Annotated in this window: 17 protein-coding genes; 12 read left to right on the top strand and 5 right to left on the bottom strand. The window is 42.3% G+C overall.

What is annotated here, in order from left to right; all coding sequences use genetic code 11:
* Positions 1-44 precede the first annotated feature (44 nt).
* Both GWK08_RS15470 and GWK08_RS15465 read left to right on the top strand, forming a co-directional pair.
* Positions 45-605: a TetR/AcrR family transcriptional regulator gene (locus tag GWK08_RS15470; RefSeq protein ID WP_163608133.1), complete on the top strand. Its 561-nt coding sequence runs from the start codon at positions 45-47 to the stop codon at positions 603-605.
* Positions 606-683: 78 nt separating this feature from the next.
* Entirely contained in the window at positions 684-1667 is a 984-nt protein-coding gene (locus GWK08_RS15465; RefSeq protein ID WP_163608132.1) for an alpha/beta fold hydrolase, read from the top strand.
* Positions 1668-1738: 71 nt separating this feature from the next.
* Here the strand turns inward: GWK08_RS15465 and GWK08_RS15460 are convergent, their stop codons facing one another.
* On the bottom strand, positions 1739-2638 hold the full coding sequence (locus tag GWK08_RS15460; protein WP_163608131.1) for a universal stress protein: 900 nt from the start codon (positions 2636-2638) through the stop codon (positions 1739-1741).
* Between the two features lie 158 nt (positions 2639-2796).
* Positions 2797-3432, bottom strand: coding sequence for a Crp/Fnr family transcriptional regulator (locus GWK08_RS15455; protein ID WP_163608130.1), 636 nt, complete (start codon positions 3430-3432; stop codon positions 2797-2799).
* Positions 3433-3587: 155 nt separating this feature from the next.
* Between GWK08_RS15455 and GWK08_RS15450 the strand changes: the two genes are divergently transcribed.
* The 9 genes from GWK08_RS15450 to trxA all read left to right on the top strand — a co-directional run bounded on the left by GWK08_RS15450 (position 3588) and on the right by trxA (position 12941).
* Positions 3588-5960 carry a heavy metal translocating P-type ATPase gene (locus GWK08_RS15450; protein WP_163608129.1) on the top strand — a complete coding sequence of 791 codons (2373 nt, stop codon included), beginning with the start codon at positions 3588-3590 and terminating at the stop codon, positions 5958-5960.
* Between the two features lie 71 nt (positions 5961-6031).
* Positions 6032-6226, top strand: a complete 195-nt coding sequence (gene ccoS / locus GWK08_RS15445; RefSeq protein WP_163608128.1) for a cbb3-type cytochrome oxidase assembly protein CcoS — start codon at positions 6032-6034, stop codon at positions 6224-6226.
* 2 nt (positions 6227-6228) lie between these two features.
* Positions 6229-8430, top strand: coding sequence for a cytochrome-c oxidase, cbb3-type subunit I (ccoN, locus tag GWK08_RS15440; RefSeq protein ID WP_163608127.1), 2202 nt, complete (start codon positions 6229-6231; stop codon positions 8428-8430).
* A 5-nt stretch (positions 8431-8435) separates the two neighbouring features.
* Positions 8436-8627, top strand: coding sequence for a CcoQ/FixQ family Cbb3-type cytochrome c oxidase assembly chaperone (locus GWK08_RS15435; RefSeq protein ID WP_163608126.1), 192 nt, complete (start codon positions 8436-8438; stop codon positions 8625-8627).
* Complete coding sequence (locus tag GWK08_RS15430; RefSeq protein WP_163608125.1) at positions 8624-9520, top strand: cbb3-type cytochrome c oxidase N-terminal domain-containing protein; 897 nt, start codon at positions 8624-8626, stop codon at positions 9518-9520. Before GWK08_RS15435 ends, GWK08_RS15430 begins: the two co-directional genes overlap by 4 nt.
* 45 nt (positions 9521-9565) lie before the next feature.
* Positions 9566-10987: a cytochrome c oxidase accessory protein CcoG gene (ccoG, locus tag GWK08_RS15425; RefSeq protein WP_163608124.1), complete on the top strand. Its 1422-nt coding sequence runs from the start codon at positions 9566-9568 to the stop codon at positions 10985-10987.
* 460 nt (positions 10988-11447) lie between these two features.
* Entirely contained in the window at positions 11448-11894 is a 447-nt protein-coding gene (locus GWK08_RS15420) for a FixH family protein (RefSeq protein ID WP_163608123.1), read from the top strand.
* Positions 11894-12595 (top strand): sulfite exporter TauE/SafE family protein, encoded by a 702-nt coding sequence (locus GWK08_RS15415; RefSeq protein WP_163608122.1) that lies wholly within the window; start codon positions 11894-11896, stop codon positions 12593-12595. Before GWK08_RS15420 ends, GWK08_RS15415 begins: the two co-directional genes overlap by 1 nt.
* A gap of 49 nt (positions 12596-12644) precedes the next feature.
* The gene (gene trxA / locus GWK08_RS15410; RefSeq protein WP_163608121.1) at positions 12645-12941 is read left to right on the top strand and encodes a thioredoxin; all 297 of its coding nucleotides are present in this window, start codon (positions 12645-12647) and stop codon (positions 12939-12941) included.
* 35 nt (positions 12942-12976) lie between these two features.
* Here the strand turns inward: trxA and hemN are convergent, their stop codons facing one another.
* Together hemN and GWK08_RS15400 are read right to left on the bottom strand one after the other, a co-directional pair.
* Positions 12977-14341, bottom strand: coding sequence for an oxygen-independent coproporphyrinogen III oxidase (gene hemN / locus GWK08_RS15405; protein ID WP_163608273.1), 1365 nt, complete (start codon positions 14339-14341; stop codon positions 12977-12979).
* A gap of 64 nt (positions 14342-14405) precedes the next feature.
* Entirely contained in the window at positions 14406-15644 is a 1239-nt protein-coding gene (locus GWK08_RS15400; protein ID WP_163608120.1) for a glycosyltransferase family 4 protein, read from the bottom strand.
* 165 nt (positions 15645-15809) lie between these two features.
* Here GWK08_RS15400 and GWK08_RS15395 point away from each other — a divergent pair, with 165 nt between their 5' ends.
* Positions 15810-16871: a hypothetical protein gene (locus tag GWK08_RS15395; RefSeq protein ID WP_163608119.1), complete on the top strand. Its 1062-nt coding sequence runs from the start codon at positions 15810-15812 to the stop codon at positions 16869-16871.
* A 46-nt stretch (positions 16872-16917) separates the two neighbouring features.
* On the opposite strand, the gene GWK08_RS15390 is transcribed toward GWK08_RS15395, so the two are convergent.
* Entirely contained in the window at positions 16918-17436 is a 519-nt protein-coding gene (locus tag GWK08_RS15390) for a hypothetical protein (RefSeq protein ID WP_163608118.1), read from the bottom strand.
* Between the last annotated feature and the right edge of the window lie 134 nt (positions 17437-17570).

The raw sequence follows: 17570 nt of genomic DNA, 5'->3' as shown, positions 1-17570 counted from the left end.
CGAACGTTTGGTAAAATACTAAATTTAACTATCTTTGCCTTGTTATGAGACCCAGCAAGATAGATGACATAGAATTAGTAAATGTACTTTCCCGCGTTATTCGCACCAGGGGATATGACGGCGCCAGCCTTGCCGAATTATCGGAGGCTTCGGGCCTTAAGAAGGCAAGCCTGTATCATCGGTTCCCTAACGGAAAGACTGAGATGACTGAGGCTGTTCTGAAACATATTGATAATTTCTTTGACAGGAATCTTCGCGAAATCGCCTATGATGAAAACAGAAAGGTCGCCGAGCGACTCTTGTCGGTACTCGACAATATAAAAGAGTTTTACGAAAACGGAGGACTTCCATGTATTATTCCGGCTCTGTCGGTAGGTGAAGGATACCGGTTATTTGCAGAACAGATCGCTCAAAGTATCGATCTGTGGACAAGTAGTTTTACAAAACTGGGAACAGACCTGGGTTTTGATAAAGCGGAAGCCGGCCTTAAAGCCAGAAACACCTTAATAAAGATCCAGGGTGCACTGATTGTGGCTAACGGGCTTCAGGACAAAGAAGTATTTAAGCAAAGCATAGAAGAAATAAAAGAAAGCTATCTCTCATAGTTTTTTTTGATCTTAATATTTTACCAAACGTTCGGTAAATAAAATTTAATCTATTAATAATTCATAAAAATGACGACAATGAAAAATTTAAAAAGAGTATTCGGCCTAACAGCTTTAGTATTAATCGGTTTTCTGATCTATTCCTTTAGCGGAAATACGGAAAACAACAAAACCAGTACTGTTGTTACAGAGACAGACAGTCAGACGCGCTTTAAAACGGTAGATGTAAACGGACTTGAAATTTTTTACCGGGAAGCAGGTTCTTCTCAAAAGCCTACTATCCTTCTTTTACACGGCTACCCTACCTCCTCTCATATGTTCAGGAACCTCATCCCTCAACTGGCTGAGGATTATCATGTGATAGCTCCGGACTATCCAGGATTCGGAAGAAGCTCCCAGCCCGATATGGCGGATTTTGAGTATAGTTTTGATAACCTGGCCCACGTGGTAGAAAACTTCCTCGACAAACTTAATATCGAGAAATACAGTATTTATCTGATGGATTACGGAGCTCCTATCGGTTACAGGATTGCTGCCAAATATCCGGAAAGAGTACAATCGCTTATCGTTCAGAATGGAAATGCCTATACAGAAGGTTTAAAAGAATTCTGGGATCCCCTGCGAAAATACTGGAAGGATTACAAGGTAGAAAACGGGAAACCCCTGGAAGCATTCCACTCACTCGACGGTTTAAAATGGCAGTATACGCATGGAGTAAAAGATGTATCTACCATTAGCCCCGATAACTGGAATGTGGACTTGCAGCACCTACGCAGACCGCAAAACAATGAAATTCAGCTGGCACTGTTCTACGATTACAGGACCAATGTTCCTCTATATCCGGAATGGCAGGAATATTTCAGAAAATATCAACCTCCTACCCTAATTGTATGGGGAAAGAACGATCACATTTTCCCTGCTGACGGAGCACACCCTTACAAGCGAGATCTGAAAAACATAGATTTTCACTTATTGGATACGGGGCATTTTGCACTGGAGGAAAAAGGCGATGATATTGCTTCCAGGATCTTAAAATTCCTTGCTAAGAACAAGATCAGGTAGCAATTTTTTTATTTTTTAGTTTCTTAATTCCTTTTTGAAGGGAGAAAAGGCCGGATTCTTTCCGGCTTTTTTTATTCAGCGTTTTCCATTGCATTATGACCCAGGGTCTTTTCTGAAATGACGGATAACTCCGGAATAATTAGCAGCGGAACCTGTGTATGAAACGCCACTCTTTTGACAATGGGTTCCCTGGTCATTTTTTCAATAAAACTGTGCTGGTAATTTAACATGGCAAGAAGGTAGATGTGCAGTTCTTCTGAAAAATGCTCCAAAGATTTGGACACCGAATTTAATTCTGTAATGGTATGTACATAGAACTCCACTTCCTTAAGATACTTTCTGAGCGTATTAAAATTAAACTTCTGTACATCGTTCAGTTGTTTCAATTCTTTCTGTATATGTACTATTCTCAGTGTTGCATTAAAGGTCTTTACCAGATTGATAAGCGGTTTTAATTCTGAAGCACTGTAAAAATGGGTGAAATCGGTTGCAAAGGCAATTTCATCCGGAATACAGTAACTGAAATGCTCCGGAATAACCAGAACAGGGCATTCTTTTATGGTCTTTATAACATTAACCGTATTGCTTCCCATAAAAATTTCCTTGATCCCACTCGCTCCTTTAGTTCCCATGACCACCATTTCTATATCCTCCTGTACAACGGCTTCCTTTACGGCATCGGTTAACATACTAAAGGAAGACAAAGTGCTAATGCGGTGCTTTTTATTGGGGTATTGTTCGAGGATCTTCTTTTTAATTGTTTGCAGTCCTTTTTCTGAGGTATTCCTGGCTGCATCTGCCATGGATAAATCGGCTGCATTAGCAGCAAAAAACCTGCTGTGGACGATAGCAGGTGTATAAGCATTTAACAGAAAAAAGTGACAGTTTTCATTTTTTAGCAACTGAACAGCATATTCTACAGCATTCCAGGCATTGTTCGAGAAATCAGTTGGTAATAAAACGTTTTTCATCTGCTTATTTTTTTTTCAGGTCTGATACAATTAGCCACTTAGGTATATCGATTTGATATGTACTCCATTGTGGTTCACCTCAGGAACCCATTTTTAATCATAGTTCAAAACTAGCTATGGATCTGAAAATAAACTATGACAAATGTCAGGTTTTGGAATTACAGGCTTTCGGAAAGTCGTTGAAGCCCCTTAAAATCAGCTATTTTAATTTTTTTACCTGAAGATTCCAGCAAGCCTTTCTTTTTGAATTCAGAGATGATACGTATACAAGACTCCGTAGCTGTTCCCACCACATTGGAAAGATCTTCACGGGAAAGTGTTAACCTGAGGAAACCTTCTTCATCCTCTCCGAAATTATTCTTCAGATAAAGGAAAGCCTCAGCCATTCTTTGTTTTACATTCTTCTGAGACATATTAACGATCACATCATCGGCCTCTTTAAGCTCATGGGCCATATGTCGTAACATTTCCTTGGTGAAGTTCGGATTCTTACTGATCGTATCGGTAATACATTCTTTGGGAATAAAGCAGAGTTCCATGTCGTCTACGGCCACCGCACTTAAATTGGTACTTTCTTCCACCACAACAGAGCGTTGTCCGAGGATCTCTCCCCTGGTAGCCAATTTAACGATCTGATCTTTTCCGTTAGGACTTAACTTGGAAAGTTTGGAGATCCCGTTACGAACACAATAGACCCCATTGAGTTTTTCCCCTTCCTCAAAAATAGGTTCGCCTTTCTTAACGGTTTTTGTGACCTTACTATCAGATACCCGTTTTAATTCCTCTTTATTCATTGCCCTAAGGGAATTAAACTGTCTGATAATGCAATTTTCACATCTGCTCATGCTACAAAGATACAATTAAGTAACATTATGAAAACTGACATTTATCATATTTTTTAACTCCTTCATTTTCAACCTTTGCCATCGGTATTATGAGCAAATAAAAAATGAAGTCTACATGTTATCATTGTGGGGACGAATGCGGGTCTACTACGATCCGTTTTGATGAGAAGACCTTTTGTTGTAACGGTTGTAAGGCTGTTTTTGAGATCTTTTCGTCAAATGATCTCAGCTGCTATTACGATCTGCAGCAATCTCCCGGGGCCATTCCCAGGGAGGTGGAAGGGAAATACGATTTCCTCGATAATACATCCATTACAGAAAAATTACTGGAATTTGATGATGGAAAAACACAGATCATCAACTTGTATATCCCCCATATTCATTGCAGTTCCTGTATCTGGGTACTGGAAAACCTCAACAAGCTCAATCCTGCTGCCATTAGTTCTCAGGTAAATTTCGGTAAGAAGACCGTCCGTATCAGTTTTTCTTCGGACCGGATCTCCCTTAAAGAACTCGTATTACAACTTAGCGGCATTGGATATGAGCCGTATATTTCCCTGGAAGATTACAGTACGGGCAGTAAAAAGATCAGCAGGGATATCATTTATAAACTGGGAGTGGCAGGTTTTGCCTTCGGGAATGTGATGTTCCTTTCCTTTCCGGAATATTTTGAAGTAAACGAATACTGGCTGGAGCAATACAAGCATCTCTTCCGATGGTTGATGTTTGCCTTTTCGGTCCCTACAGTTTTTTATTCGGGAAAAGATTATTTTATATCCGCCTACAAAGGATTGCGTTCCGGCCTGTTGAATATTGATGTGCCTATCGCCCTGGGAATATCCGTTCTCTTTATCCGCAGTACGGCAGAGATCATCTTCGATCTGGGAAGTGGTTTTTTTGACAGCCTGACCGGATTGATATTCTTCCTGCTTCTGGGCAGGTTCTTTCAGCAGAAAACCTATGCTTTTCTATCTTTTGAAAGAGATTATCGCTCCTACTTCCCTATAGCCATTACCAAGATCGATCCGGACAAGAAAGAAGAAAGCATACAGGTATACGATATTAAACAGGGAGATCGCCTGCTTATCAGGAATGAAGAATTGATCCCTGTAGACGGGATCCTGATAAACGGCAATGCACTCGTAGATTACAGTTTTGTTACAGGAGAATCCAATCCCGTGCAAAAAAGCTCGGGTGAAAAACTTTTTGCCGGCGGGAAGCAACTTTCGGGAGTTATTGAGATGGAGGCGCTGAAATCTGTAGAACAGAGTTATCTTACCCAATTGTGGAGCAATGATGTATTCAGCAAAGATAAAACTTCCCGTTTCCAGACCTTAACAGACAGCATCAGCAAGCGTTTTACCATAGCAGTATTGGCTATTGCCGCCATAGCCAGCCTCTACTGGATGTTTGCAGATCCTTCCAAGGTTCTCAATGTCTTTACAGCCGTACTTATTATTGCCTGCCCCTGTGCCATTGCACTGGCATCGCCCTTTACACTGGGTAACCTTCTGCGGATACTCGGGAAAAAGAAATTTTATTTAAAGAATGCCTCCGTTATCGAACAGCTGGCAAAAGTAGATACGATCATTTTCGATAAAACAGGAACGATCACTACCAACAATACAGCAAATATCCTTTACGAGGGGAATCCGCTGTCTGAAGAAGAGGCCGTATTGCTGAAAAGTACCCTCAGGGCATCCAATCACCCTTTGAGCAGACAGCTTTACGAGCTTCTTGCAGAGTACGATATCCGTACCCTGGACGATTATAAGGAATATGTCGGAAAAGGCCTTGAGGCCCACGCCGGCAGTCATAAGATAAAAGTCGGCTCGGCTGCATTTGTAGAGCAGAGCAGCAATTCCGGATCAGATAATACCGCTGTACATATCAGTGCAGACGATCATTATAAAGGGCAGTTTATTTTTCACAACGAATACAGACAAGGGTTACCTGAATTGTTCAACTCCCTGGACCGGGAATACGAACTGGCTATTCTGTCCGGAGATAATGAAGGAGAGAAAGCATATCTGCAGCAGATGCTGCCGGTTAATACTTCCTTTCACTTTAACCGGAAGCCGGACGGAAAACTGGAAGATATAAAATCGCTCCAGCAGCAGGATAAAACTGTAATGATGATAGGAGACGGCCTTAACGATGCCGGGGCCCTTGCCCAGAGCGATGTGGGGGTGGCTATTTCAGAAGATGTCAATGTTTTTTCTCCTGCCTGCGATGCCATTCTGGATGCTTCCAAATTCAGGTTCCTTCCGGACTATATAAAAGCGTCGAAAAAGGCGATCGGGATCATCAAGTGGAGTTTTCTCCTTTCCCTGATCTATAATATAACAGGGCTATACTTTGCCGTAACCGGACAATTACAACCGGTTATTGCGGCCATTTTAATGCCTTTGAGCTCCATCAGCATTGTGGTATTTACCACCCTGGCAACCAATATGATCTGCAGGAAAATGAAATAACACAAAAGCTGATAAATGTCATTTTTTAAGAAAATAACCAAGGGTACTTTTGACCCGTATTACAGAGAGGTATGAGTGTAATCTATGTATTATTAACCATTAGCGTCATTGTCGCCATCATTTTTTTTGCCGCCTTTATTTTTTCGGTAAGGAGCGGGCAATATGATGATGCATATACGCCATCGGTGCGTATGCTGTTCGAGGATGAACTGGTCAAGGATAAGGAAAATAAAACTATTAAAGCTAGTCAAGAAAAACAATCATAATTATGGAAGTACAACAGTTTTATTACGATAATAAGATCGTAAAAAAGTTTATCTATGCCACTATGTTCTGGGGCATAATAGGAATGAGTGTCGGGTTGCTCCTGGCATTTATGTTCCTCTTTCCGAACCTCACCGACGGTATTTCGTGGCTGAGTTTTGGTCGTTTACGGCCATTGCACACTAATGCGGTGATCTTTGCCTTTGTGGGGAACGCAATTTTTGCAGGGGTTTATTACTCCACCCAGCGCTTGCTCAAAGCAAGGATGTTCAGTGATCTCCTCAGTAATATTAACTTCTGGGGATGGCAGCTTATTATTGTAGGTGCCGCTATCACACTTCCTTTAGGTTATACTACTTCCAAAGAATACGCAGAACTGGAATGGCCATTCGATATAGCCATTGCTCTGGTTTGGGTAGCTTTCGGATGGAACCTTATCGGTACTATCCTTAAAAGAAGACAGCGTCATTTATACGTTGCCATCTGGTTCTACCTCGCTACCTTCGTTACCGTTGCCGTACTCCATATTTTTAACAGCCTGGAGCTTCCGGTAAGTGCTCTTAAGAGTTATTCGGTATATGCCGGGGTGCAGGACGCATTGGTACAATGGTGGTACGGGCATAATGCGGTAGCATTCTTCCTGACCACTCCGTTTCTGGGGCTGATGTACTACTTTGTCCCCAAAGCGGCAAACAGGCCTATTTATTCATATAGACTGTCTATTGTACACTTTTGGTCATTAATATTTATATATATCTGGGCTGGGCCTCACCACCTGTTATATTCTGCTTTACCCGATTGGGCACAGAATCTGGGGGTTGCTTTTTCGGTAATGCTGATCGCTCCTTCATGGGGAGGAATGATTAACGGACTTCTAACGTTAAGAGGAGCCTGGGACAAGGTTAGAACCAGTCCTGTTTTAAAATTTATGGTGGTTGCGATCACCGGATACGGGATGGCTACCTTCGAAGGTCCTATGCTTTCCCTTAAAAATGTAAATGCGATCGCTCACTTTAGCGACTGGGTTATTGCCCACGTTCACGTAGGTGCCCTTGCATGGAACGGCTTCCTGACCTTCGGAATGGCATACTGGCTGGTACCTCGTTTATTTAAGACCAAACTATGGTCTACCAAACTTGCAAATACGCACTTCTGGATAGGTACCCTGGGGATCATTCTCTATGCACTTCCGATGTATGTAGCCGGTTTTGTTCAGGCTTCTATGTGGAAGCAGTTTAACCCTGACGGAACACTTACTTACGGGAACTTCCTGGAAACTGTAAATCAGATCATCCCGATGTACTGGATGCGTGCCATAGGAGGAACTATGTTTATCATTGGTATGTTTATCATGGTGTACAACATGGTTAAGACCATAAAATCCGGAAGCAAGGTAACCGATGAGTTGGCTGAAGCTGCTGCACTGCAAAAAGTGACCAAAAGAAGGACTGCCGGAGAAGGATACCACACCTGGTTGGAGAGAAGGCCGGTAAAACTTACCATCTTCGCTACCATTGCTATCCTTATCGGGGGAGTTGTACAGATCGTTCCGACCATTATGGTCAAATCAAATATCCCGACAATTACCAGTGTAAAACCCTATACTCCACTGGAGCTTGAAGGAAGGGACATATACATCAGAGAAAGTTGTGTATCCTGTCACTCTCAGATGATACGTCCGTTCAGAAGTGAGGTGGAGCGCTATGGTGAGTATTCCAAAGCAGGAGAGTATGTTTACGATCACCCGTTCCTCTGGGGAAGTAAACGTACCGGGCCCGATCTGATGAGGATCGGTGGAAAATACTCCGATAACTGGCACCTGAACCATATGTACGATCCTCAGAGTACTTCTGCCGGTTCTATCATGCCTGCCTATAAATGGCTTATTAAGGACGAGCTGGACAAATCGGATACGGAAGCCAAGATGAGAACCATGGTAAAACTGGGGGTTCCTTATACGGATGAAGATATTGCCAGGGCTCAGGAATGGATGACCGAACAGGGAACACAAATAGAAAAGAACCTTTATTCTGATCCGGATTTTGCTAAAACCTATGAAGCAGATAAAAAATACGCTCAGGAAAACGGAGAAGAGTTTGTTGAGATGAGAGACAGGGAAATTGTTGCGTTGATTGCCTATCTGCAGCGATTGGGAACTGATATCAAGATAAAAGATGCCAACGAATTAACCTCCAATAAAAACTAATAGTCATGTTGAAATTCGTAAAAAACCATATGGAGTCGATCACCGGGATAGAGGTCTATCCCATGATCTCACTGCTGATCTTTTTTATCTTTTTTGTCGCTCTGTTCTGGTGGGTATTTACCGCTAAAAAAGAGCATATAGAGGAAGTAAGCCAAATACCTTTAGATACTAATAACGAAAACGAACTGCCATTATGAGAACAACAGCATCCTATTTAAGAATAATCGGATATCTGATCTTTTCCTTCCTGCTGATGGAGCTTACCATCGATTCAGGCGATCAGATGGCCATTGAAAAGTATCCCGTAATCTGGGCCATACTCGGAATTGTGTTGTTATTTTCTATGGCGACCGAGATATGTGTGGAAGCCCTGAGAAGTATCCTTGTCAGGACACTTAAGGCCGAAGCCAAAGAAAAGTACATGGAGGCTGAAGCAGAACGCAAAGCCAATCAGTTTGGAGGCTTAAAGCGTTTTTATAAGAAAATGCTGGGGAGTAAGCCTCTTTCCGAAGAACACGAAATTATTCTCGATCATAATTACGACGGGATCAAGGAGCTGGACAATGACCTTCCGCCCTGGTGGTTATACGGCTTCTATGCCACCATCATTTTTGCAGTGATCTACATGGCCCGTTACCATATTTTTGACGGGGTAAATCAGGCAGAGGAATATGAAATTGAAGTAGCGGAGGCTCGTGCTGCCATTGAAGAATACAAACGTACTGCTAAAGATCTTGTAGATGTAAATACGGTAACCCTTCTGACCGATGCTTCCGACCTGCAAGCGGGAAAGACTGTTTTTATGGACAACTGTGTTGCTTGTCATAAAGCCGATGGCGGAGGTGGTATAGGACCTAACCTGACCGATGAATACTGGATCCTGGGCGGAGGAATAAAAAATGTATTCCGAACTATTTCTGAAGGAGGTAGGGATGGAAAAGGGATGATCTCATGGAAACAGGACCTCAAGCCCGTTGAAATGGCACAGGTAGCCAGTTATATCCTTACACTCCAGGGAACAACCCCTGCAGAGCCCAAGGCTCCGGAAGGAGATATCTGGACAGAGCCGGATACTGAAACAAAACAATAGAAAACCTGATCAGCTCCATAATAGTGATCATTAATTAAAAAAACCGTGCAAGCACCGGAAAACGAAAAATTCAGAGATTCTATAGGCACCATCACCGAAGAGGGGAAAAGAGCCTGGATCTTTCCTAAAAAACCAAAGGGATCCTATTACGAGTACAGAAAACTGGTAAGTTATGTACTATTGGCCTTTTTGTTTTCCGCGCCCTTTATCAAGATAGATGGCAATCAGTTCCTGATGTTCAATGTTCTGGAACGCCGGTTTAATATTTTTGGTTTTCCCTTCTGGCCACAGGATTTTCATCTGTTTGTGATCATGATGATCATAGGCGTTGTATTTGTTACCTTCTTTACTGTTGCTTTTGGCCGCATTTTCTGCGGGTGGATATGTCCTCAGACCATTTTTATGGAAATGGTTTTCCGGCGGATCGAATACTGGATTGACGGAGACCGGGGGAAGCAGATACGCCTGAACAAACAGGCCTGGAATGCAGAAAAAATAAGGAAAAGGGCTCTTAAATGGACCATTTTCGCCATCATTTCCTTTCTGATAGCCAATATTTTCCTGGCTTACCTCATCGGAAGTGACCGGTTGATAAGATATATTACGGATGGCCCGGCAATGCACATGACCACCCTGGTCTCCCTGCTGATCTTTACGGCAGTATTCTACTTTATTTTTGCCTGGTTCAGAGAACAGGTATGTGTTATAGCCTGTCCTTACGGACGTCTTCAGGGGGTATTACTCGATAATAAATCGATTGTAGTAGCCTATGACCACAAAAGAGGTGAAAAAGAAAAGGGACGCGCCAAGTTTAAAAAGAATGAAGACAGGGTTGCCAGCGGAAAAGGAGATTGTATAGACTGTTTTCAGTGTGTGCATGTCTGCCCTACCGGAATAGATATCAGGAACGGAACTCAGCTGGAATGTGTGAACTGTACCGCATGTATCGATGCCTGCGACCATATGATGGAAAGCGTAAACCTGCCCAAGGGACTTATACGCTATGCAAGTGAAGATAATATTCAGAAAAAGGCGAAGTTCCAGTTCTCAGCCCGTTTAAAAGGTTATACGGTGGTATTAGGGATCCTGACAGCGGTCTTTATAGGTATGTTATTCCTAAGAAATGATGTGGAAGCCAATATCCTCAGGCTACCCGGACAGTTGTACGAACATAAGGAAGGGAATATCATCAGCAATGTGTATACCTATAAACTGGTAAATAAGACCAATAACGCCATTGAAGATGTACAGTTTAAGCTGATGTCCCATAAGGGACAAATAGAAGTAGTTTCTCATAAAACACTCAATATACCCGAAAGGGAGCTTGCTGAAGGGACCTTGTTTATAGAGATTAACAGTTCGGCCCTGAAAGATGATAAAGTGCGGTTGAAAATCGGGATCTACAGCGGAGAGAAACTTATAGAGACCACTACTACTGCCTTTTTAGGACCGAGGAGTTATAAATAAGTACTGAGTACTTAGTATAGAGTAGTGAGATATAAGTAGTGAGAGGAGTGTCATCTCGAGCATCTCGACTACGCTCGATACAGGCTCGTCAAGAGATGGAATTTGGAGTTTGGAATTTAGCCCCGATTGCTATCGGGATGAGGGATGAGTAGTGGGAGGATTTATTAAAAGATAAAGAAAGTTCTTAATAGAATGTTTTTAGATGTTAGTTGATAACCTGATGGCTAAGCGTTAATGACAAGCTTGCAAATATTAGCGCTTAGCTTTAAGGGTTGTCAAAGAATGTAGATACTGGTTTAAGTAAAAGGTCATTGTAAAACGATCTTTTAATATTACCAAATAATTTAAACCCGCAATAGGGATTGAGGTATTGTCGGAGCTCTTTTAACAAAAAGCGACTACCGAAAGCCCGGTACTCCAGAGCGAAAGCGAAGGAGGAATTGCAAAAAAAATAAAGATCATGAAAATTAATTGGGGAACAGGAATAGTATTGGTTTTTGCAGCTTTTATAGGCTTTATCATGTATTTCGTAATTACGATGAGTACCAATAAGCAATACAATCACGATCTGGTATCTGAAGAGTATTACAAAAAGGAACTGGGCTTTCAGAAAGAGATCGATGCGGAGCAGAATGCCGTTCATCTGGAAGAAAATATTTCGGGCGAAAAAACGGCTGAAGGTTGGTTACTGAAATTCCCTGCTTCTCTGGACCCCGGCAAAATAGAAGGAAAAGTGTTCCTATACAGGCCATCTGATAAACGGTTGGATTTCAACTTACCAATAGTGATATCCGACACATATTTGCTCATACCTGATAAGCGTTTGTTGGGTGGCCGCTGGAACATTACCGTTGACTGGCAATACGAGGGAAAATCATATTTATTTAAAGATCAGATCACTTACTGATGATATATTCGGCTTTTATACTGGGACTATTAGGAAGTTTTCACTGTGTGGGCATGTGTGGCCCCATAGCGTTTATGCTGCCCGTAGACCGTAGTAACAGCCTGAAAAAATTTGCTCAGATCACTCTTTACCATCTGGGTCGTCTGTTGGCCTATGGTATCATGGGGCTTATTTTCGGCCTGTTGGGAAAGAGTTTTAACCTTTTTGGAATGCAGCAGCAGCTATCGATCTTTGTGGGAGCTCTTATGATCCTGGCTGTAATTCTTCCTTATAATTCTTTTGGTAAATACAGTATTTCCAGACCACTGTACAAGCTAATTTCCAAAGTAAAAAGCGCTCTTGGGAAAGAACTGAAAAAAAAGAGCCCGGATGTACTCCTTACCATTGGTTTCCTTAACGGTTTTTTACCTTGTGGTTTGGTTTATATGGCAGTTTTCGGAGCAATTTCCTTTGGTACTGCCCTGGAAGGAAGCCTTTATATGCTCTTTTTCGGCCTGGGGACCATCCCATTAATGACAACGGCCGTATATCTCGGTAATTTCCTGACCTCAACAGTAAAGCAACGTATACGCAAAGCTGTTCCGGTATTTGTAGTAATCATCGGCCTTCTTTTTATTCTTCGCGGAATGGGGCTTGGGATTCCCTATGTTTCTCCCAAACCTGTTACCGAAATGGTTTCCTCTACAATGGAATGTCATTAATTCCTTTCTTATCCGACTCAATAATATACAAAACCTTAAAAAAGCAGAAATGAAAGCCAGTTTTAGTGATATTATAGATTCTGAAGTTCCCGTTCTTGTCGATTTCTTTGCAGATTGGTGCGGACCTTGTAAAATGTTGGCTCCTATCCTTAAAGATGTAAAGAAAGAATTGGGAGAAGCTGTGAAGATCGTAAAGATAGATGTAGATAAAAATCAGCCTCTGGCCGCACAATTCCAGGTAAGAGGAGTGCCTACCATGATCCTTTTTAAGAATAAGCAACAGCTGTGGAGACAGTCGGGAGTATTACCTAAAGATCAGATCGTAGATGCGATAAAGTCAAATTAAAAAGAGAGCCTAAACTCTCTTTTTGTCCTTAACTCTCAAACCGTCATAGAAAACAACTGTGTCTCGGGTTTGTTTCTTTGCAGAAGCATATCGAAAGCCATACAAACATTCCGAACAAAAGGTCTTCCCTTTTCGCTTATGCGTATTTCATTGGTATCGATCTCTATCAGGCCGTCCGTTTCCATTTCCTGCAGCTTTACAAGGATATCTTTTATCTGAGGGAAATACAATTCGTCTTCACTCCAGGAAGTCCTGAAACGGCACATAAGGTTGAGAATATGTTTTCTGATGATACAATCCTCTTCACTAAGGACATGTCCGCGGTAAATAGGAAAAATGTTGTTCTTTACCAGGTGATGATACTCTTCCAGGCTTTTTACATTCTGCCCGAAAGCATACCAGCTGTCCCCGATTGAAGAAACTCCCAGTCCTATCATTAACTGGCTCCCGGAAGTAGTATAACCCATAAAATTACGGTGCAGGGTTCCGTTTGTCATTGCTTTGTGGAGAGAATCGGTTTTCAGAGCAAAATGATCCATCCCGATCTCGGCATAACCTACCTCTGCCAATAGTTTTTTTCCGTTCTCATATTGATTTCTCTTTTGTTCCGGTCCGGGAAGGTCTTCGTCCTTAAAGCCCCGTTGTCCGTTACCTTTAATCCAGGGCACATGGGCATAACTGTAGAACGCCAATCGGTCCGGCATCAGTTCCTTTGTTTTGAGGATGGTATCTGTTACCGCTTCTTCTGTCTGGAAAGGAAGTCCGAAAATAATATCATGGCCTATCGAAGTATAGCCTATTTCGCGTGCTTCTTCGGTAGCTCTTTTTACATTTTCAAAAGGCTGTACCCTGTTAATAGCGGTCTGTACCTTTTTATCGTAGTCCTGTACTCCATAGCTTACTCTTCTGAATCCAAGGTTATACAGGGCTTTTAAATGCTCTTTTGTAGTATTGTTGGGGTGTCCTTCAAAACTGAATTCCGCATCCGGGGCTACATTGGATTTTCTGAGGATCCCCCGGATAAGTTTTTCGAGATTCTCCGGACTGAAAAAAGTGGGTGTACCTCCTCCGAGATGCAACTCTCTGATAAGAGGGCGCCGACCGAAAAGATCGCAATACATCAGCCATTCCTTAATGACAGAAGTTATATAGGGATCTTCTACATCATGGCGCTTGGTGATCCGTTTATTACACCCGCAAAAAGTACACATACTCTCGCAAAAAGGAAGGTGTATATACAGGCTGATCCCTTCTTTTTCATTACTCTCTTCAAAACTTCTTTTCAGGTTTTCCTTCCATTTTTTAAGAGAGAACGCAGCATTGTCCCAATAGGGGACCGTCGGGTAACTCGTATATCTGGGTCCCGCCACATTGTATTTCCGGATCATCGTATGGCACATATCTTTTTCAATTTTCATTCAAAAGTATAAAGTGCACTCCGGAATAAATATGATAAATATCAGCTTAGTCCTTATTCCTGTTTTTTGCTTCTATCCATTTTGCCATGTATTTAGTGCCAAAACTGTGATGATGCATCAGCATGCTTCCCGTAAAGTTTTTAAGGCGATGGCTTTCCAGTCCTTCTTCAAGCTGTTTCAGTTTATTCGTAAAAACAGGAGCGAATTTCTGCGGATCGTAATTCCTTTTGAGGATGGAACTCCCTTTCTGCTGTGCTTTTTCCCAACTGGTCTTATCGGTATAAAGTTTTATCGCTTCTTTGGCAAAGTCCCGGGGATCATCTGCAATGCTCCCGGACCAGTCTGAGTTATCATTCATTCCCTCCACTCCTACGGATGTGGTAACATTAGGGGTTCCGTGCTTCATCGCATCGATCAACTTTCCTTTAAGTCCGGCCCCAAAACGAAGAGGTGCCAGGCATACTTTTGCCTTCTTCATGACTTCTTCTACACTTGCTGCTCTTCCTTTAATAAAAAAGCCTTCTTCCGGCTTGTGAAGCTGATATGCTTTTGGCGGGGTATAAGCTCCGTAAATATGTAACTCTGCCTCCGGTAATTGCTCTCGGATGAGTTTCCATATTTCTTCCTTCAGGTAAAGGACCGCATTCCAGTTAGGCTCATGCATAAAATTACCTATACTGATAAAATGTTTGCGCTCTTCGAACTCAGGAAAACTACCAAACTTAACTTCCGGGACCGGTTCTATTAAAAAAGGAAGATAGCACAGCAGGGAGGTATCTATTTTGTAGTGTTCCTCCAATAAATCGTATTCTATCCGGGAAATGATCAGGGAAAGGTCACTTCTCAGAATACTGGCTATTTCCCGTTTGGCCAATCCGGAAGCAAGATCCTTTTCATTAAGTTCTCTTTTTTCCTTGTATGCAGTGAACCTTGCAGCTCTTAGGGAATGCAGATCTTCCGTATCCAGGATCCTTATAGCCTGCGGACAGTGCTCTGCTACCCTCCAACCGAATTGCTCTTCCATCATAAAACGATCGAATAGTACAATAGAGGGGTTAAGCTCCTTTATAAAAGAGTCAAAACTACTGTCATTTACCTGAATTTCCACTTCCTCTACCTCAAGAACAGAGAGGTCTGCCCTGAATTCTCCGGGCTGGGCGGGAGTGGCAAAAGTTAACTTGTATCCCATGTCTAAAAACAGCCGGATGAGTTGCATCATCCTGCTGCCGGCTGCAGAAGAGGACGGTTCGGGCCATACATAACCGATAATAAGAACAGATTGCATAAAAGCTATATTGAATACCCCAAATATACAGTTGAAAACCCAATTCCTAAAGCCCGAGCAAATATTGCTTAAGAATTTGATATTCAGGTCGTTTTAAGCCCTGAAATTGCACTTTGGGGATAATTTCGTAACTTTATAGGGCCAAATCATTAAAACCAATATGCCATGAAAAGAATGCCCCTACTTCTTATGGTTTCGCTACTTGCTTTATTTTCATGCGAGCCAGACACGATTTCATCAGAATTAGCTGCTAATACGGATAAGGGTTCGGGATTGTCATTCCGCTATGACCTGCAACAGGAATTTCCTGTGATCCACACGGCTATTATTGATTTTGAGAACTTCAATGCCGGAGATATTGTCTCTGTTATTGAGCTTCCTTCGCCCTTTCAGAATGCCAATGCTTTTGGGAATAACCCCGATCTGGGAGAAAACAATACTGCTATGGTGTTTGATTCTTCCAATCCGACAGGTGATGATTTTGACCTGGGTACGCCCAATGAGGCCTTCGGAGGCCCCGGAAGAGGTGATGGAGGAACCGAAAGTAACGACACTGCCCTCGGGAATGTGCTTATCCTTTCGGAAGACCTGGATTCCAGTGATCCGGATGATGCTTTTGTAATAGGTTCATCCTTTATTTTTGATTTTAGCGCCACCCCCAACCTCACCCTGCATTCCTTCGATATCCTGGATCTTGAAGATTGTACAGAACCTACGGTGGTTACTTTAAGGGATATTGACGGAAATGTATTGCTGAGTAAAGAACTTCCCTTTAACGGGAACAACTCCAAATTAAATGTAGATCTGGAGAGTACACCTAATGTGGCTTTTATGGAGATTGCAATGAACAATTCCGGAGCGATCGATAATATTTCGCTGGAAACAGAAGCTATGGAAGGATGTGTTGACTGCGACAGTGATATTGTCAGCCTTTCCTTCAGATACATTGGAGAGGTAGCAGAAGCCGACGTACGCATTGCCACCGGTGATGACGAAACGATTTTTGAAGCCACCATATCTCAGGGAGGAGAGTTCACCATTAACGGTACTGACTCTGAGGGACGTTTTGGTTCTGATATTGAGATATTCATAAACGGGCAGAATATTGCCATGCTTGCGACCGATTGCTCACAGGTAATCGGACCCGGTTTTTTCCTTGAGGGCCTTGAGATTACATCGGGTAGAACCCTAAGCGGAGGTATGCTTTGTCCGGTAGAAGTATTTTAGGTATAACTAAAATATTTTGTAAAGACTCATCCCTGCGGGTGAGTCTTTATTTGTTTTTAACCATTGCTTCCGGTAACGGATTGGCTTCGCTCTCGCCTTCCCAGACAATATTGGTGATATACCAGCGTCCTTTGCTAAAGACCAATTGTATGCAATTAATGCCCCGTTGCGCAACTTTCGGATCATCGTTAAGCTTAAACTGATAAGCAGTAAATACCTGAGCAACTCCTCCGTAGATCTTTACTTCTCTCCCGATCTCCTCTTCATAAAATCCGTTATCCTTAAAAAAGGCACCGCTTCTTTCAATATATCCGTTTACATCAAAATAGATAAATTCCCTTTTACCATCCTGAGAAAGCCGGATAGACCCCATGGTGGCATTCGGATGAAAAAGAGATTTAAACAGATCCCAATCCCTATCCCCGGCCGGGCCGGAAATTACATCGTACAGCGTATTTATAAGCGGATCAATCTCAGAGAAGTCGGTGTTTTTGTCTTGTGCATCTGCATTATTCGTATTCAGAACAAGAATAAAACAAAAGCTTAGTTTTAGGATGGTTTTCATCGGTTTAAAAGGTTTTATTGCTTTGAATTTGAAAGATATAAAACTTTTTTTCTATTCTGATGGATTCGGTAGGGGGAAATAAATTTCAAATCACAAATTCCATCTCTCGACGAGCCTGTATCGAGTGCCCGCGT

This window comes from Leptobacterium flavescens, assembly GCF_010671605.1.
Classification (GTDB): Bacteria; Bacteroidota; Bacteroidia; order Flavobacteriales; family Flavobacteriaceae; genus Leptobacterium; species Leptobacterium flavescens.
This window is presented reverse-complemented; position numbering and strand designations above follow the sequence as displayed.

Excerpts from the sequence above, each read along its gene's own strand:
- GWK08_RS15470 (WP_163608133.1), top strand. The coding sequence starts at position 45 with ATGAGACCCAGCAAGATAGATGACATAGAATTAGTAAATGTACTTTCC.
- GWK08_RS15465 (WP_163608132.1), top strand. The coding sequence starts at position 684 with ATGAAAAATTTAAAAAGAGTATTCGGCCTAACAGCTTTAGTATTAATC.
- GWK08_RS15460 (WP_163608131.1), bottom strand. The coding sequence starts at position 2,638 with ATGAAAAACGTTTTATTACCAACTGATTTCTCGAACAATGCCTGGAAT.
- GWK08_RS15455 (WP_163608130.1), bottom strand. The coding sequence starts at position 3,432 with ATGAATAAAGAGGAATTAAAACGGGTATCTGATAGTAAGGTCACAAAA.
- GWK08_RS15450 (WP_163608129.1), top strand. The coding sequence starts at position 3,588 with ATGAAGTCTACATGTTATCATTGTGGGGACGAATGCGGGTCTACTACG.
- ccoS (WP_163608128.1), top strand. The coding sequence starts at position 6,032 with ATGAGTGTAATCTATGTATTATTAACCATTAGCGTCATTGTCGCCATC.
- ccoN (WP_163608127.1), top strand. The coding sequence starts at position 6,229 with ATGGAAGTACAACAGTTTTATTACGATAATAAGATCGTAAAAAAGTTT.
- GWK08_RS15435 (WP_163608126.1), top strand. The coding sequence starts at position 8,436 with ATGTTGAAATTCGTAAAAAACCATATGGAGTCGATCACCGGGATAGAG.
- GWK08_RS15430 (WP_163608125.1), top strand. The coding sequence starts at position 8,624 with ATGAGAACAACAGCATCCTATTTAAGAATAATCGGATATCTGATCTTT.
- GWK08_RS15420 (WP_163608123.1), top strand. The coding sequence starts at position 11,448 with ATGAAAATTAATTGGGGAACAGGAATAGTATTGGTTTTTGCAGCTTTT.
- GWK08_RS15415 (WP_163608122.1), top strand. The coding sequence starts at position 11,894 with ATGATATATTCGGCTTTTATACTGGGACTATTAGGAAGTTTTCACTGT.
- trxA (WP_163608121.1), top strand. The coding sequence starts at position 12,645 with ATGAAAGCCAGTTTTAGTGATATTATAGATTCTGAAGTTCCCGTTCTT.
- hemN (WP_163608273.1), bottom strand. The coding sequence starts at position 14,341 with ATGTGCCATACGATGATCCGGAAATACAATGTGGCGGGACCCAGATAT.
- GWK08_RS15400 (WP_163608120.1), bottom strand. The coding sequence starts at position 15,644 with ATGCAATCTGTTCTTATTATCGGTTATGTATGGCCCGAACCGTCCTCT.
- GWK08_RS15395 (WP_163608119.1), top strand. The coding sequence starts at position 15,810 with ATGAAAAGAATGCCCCTACTTCTTATGGTTTCGCTACTTGCTTTATTT.
- GWK08_RS15390 (WP_163608118.1), bottom strand. The coding sequence starts at position 17,436 with ATGAAAACCATCCTAAAACTAAGCTTTTGTTTTATTCTTGTTCTGAAT.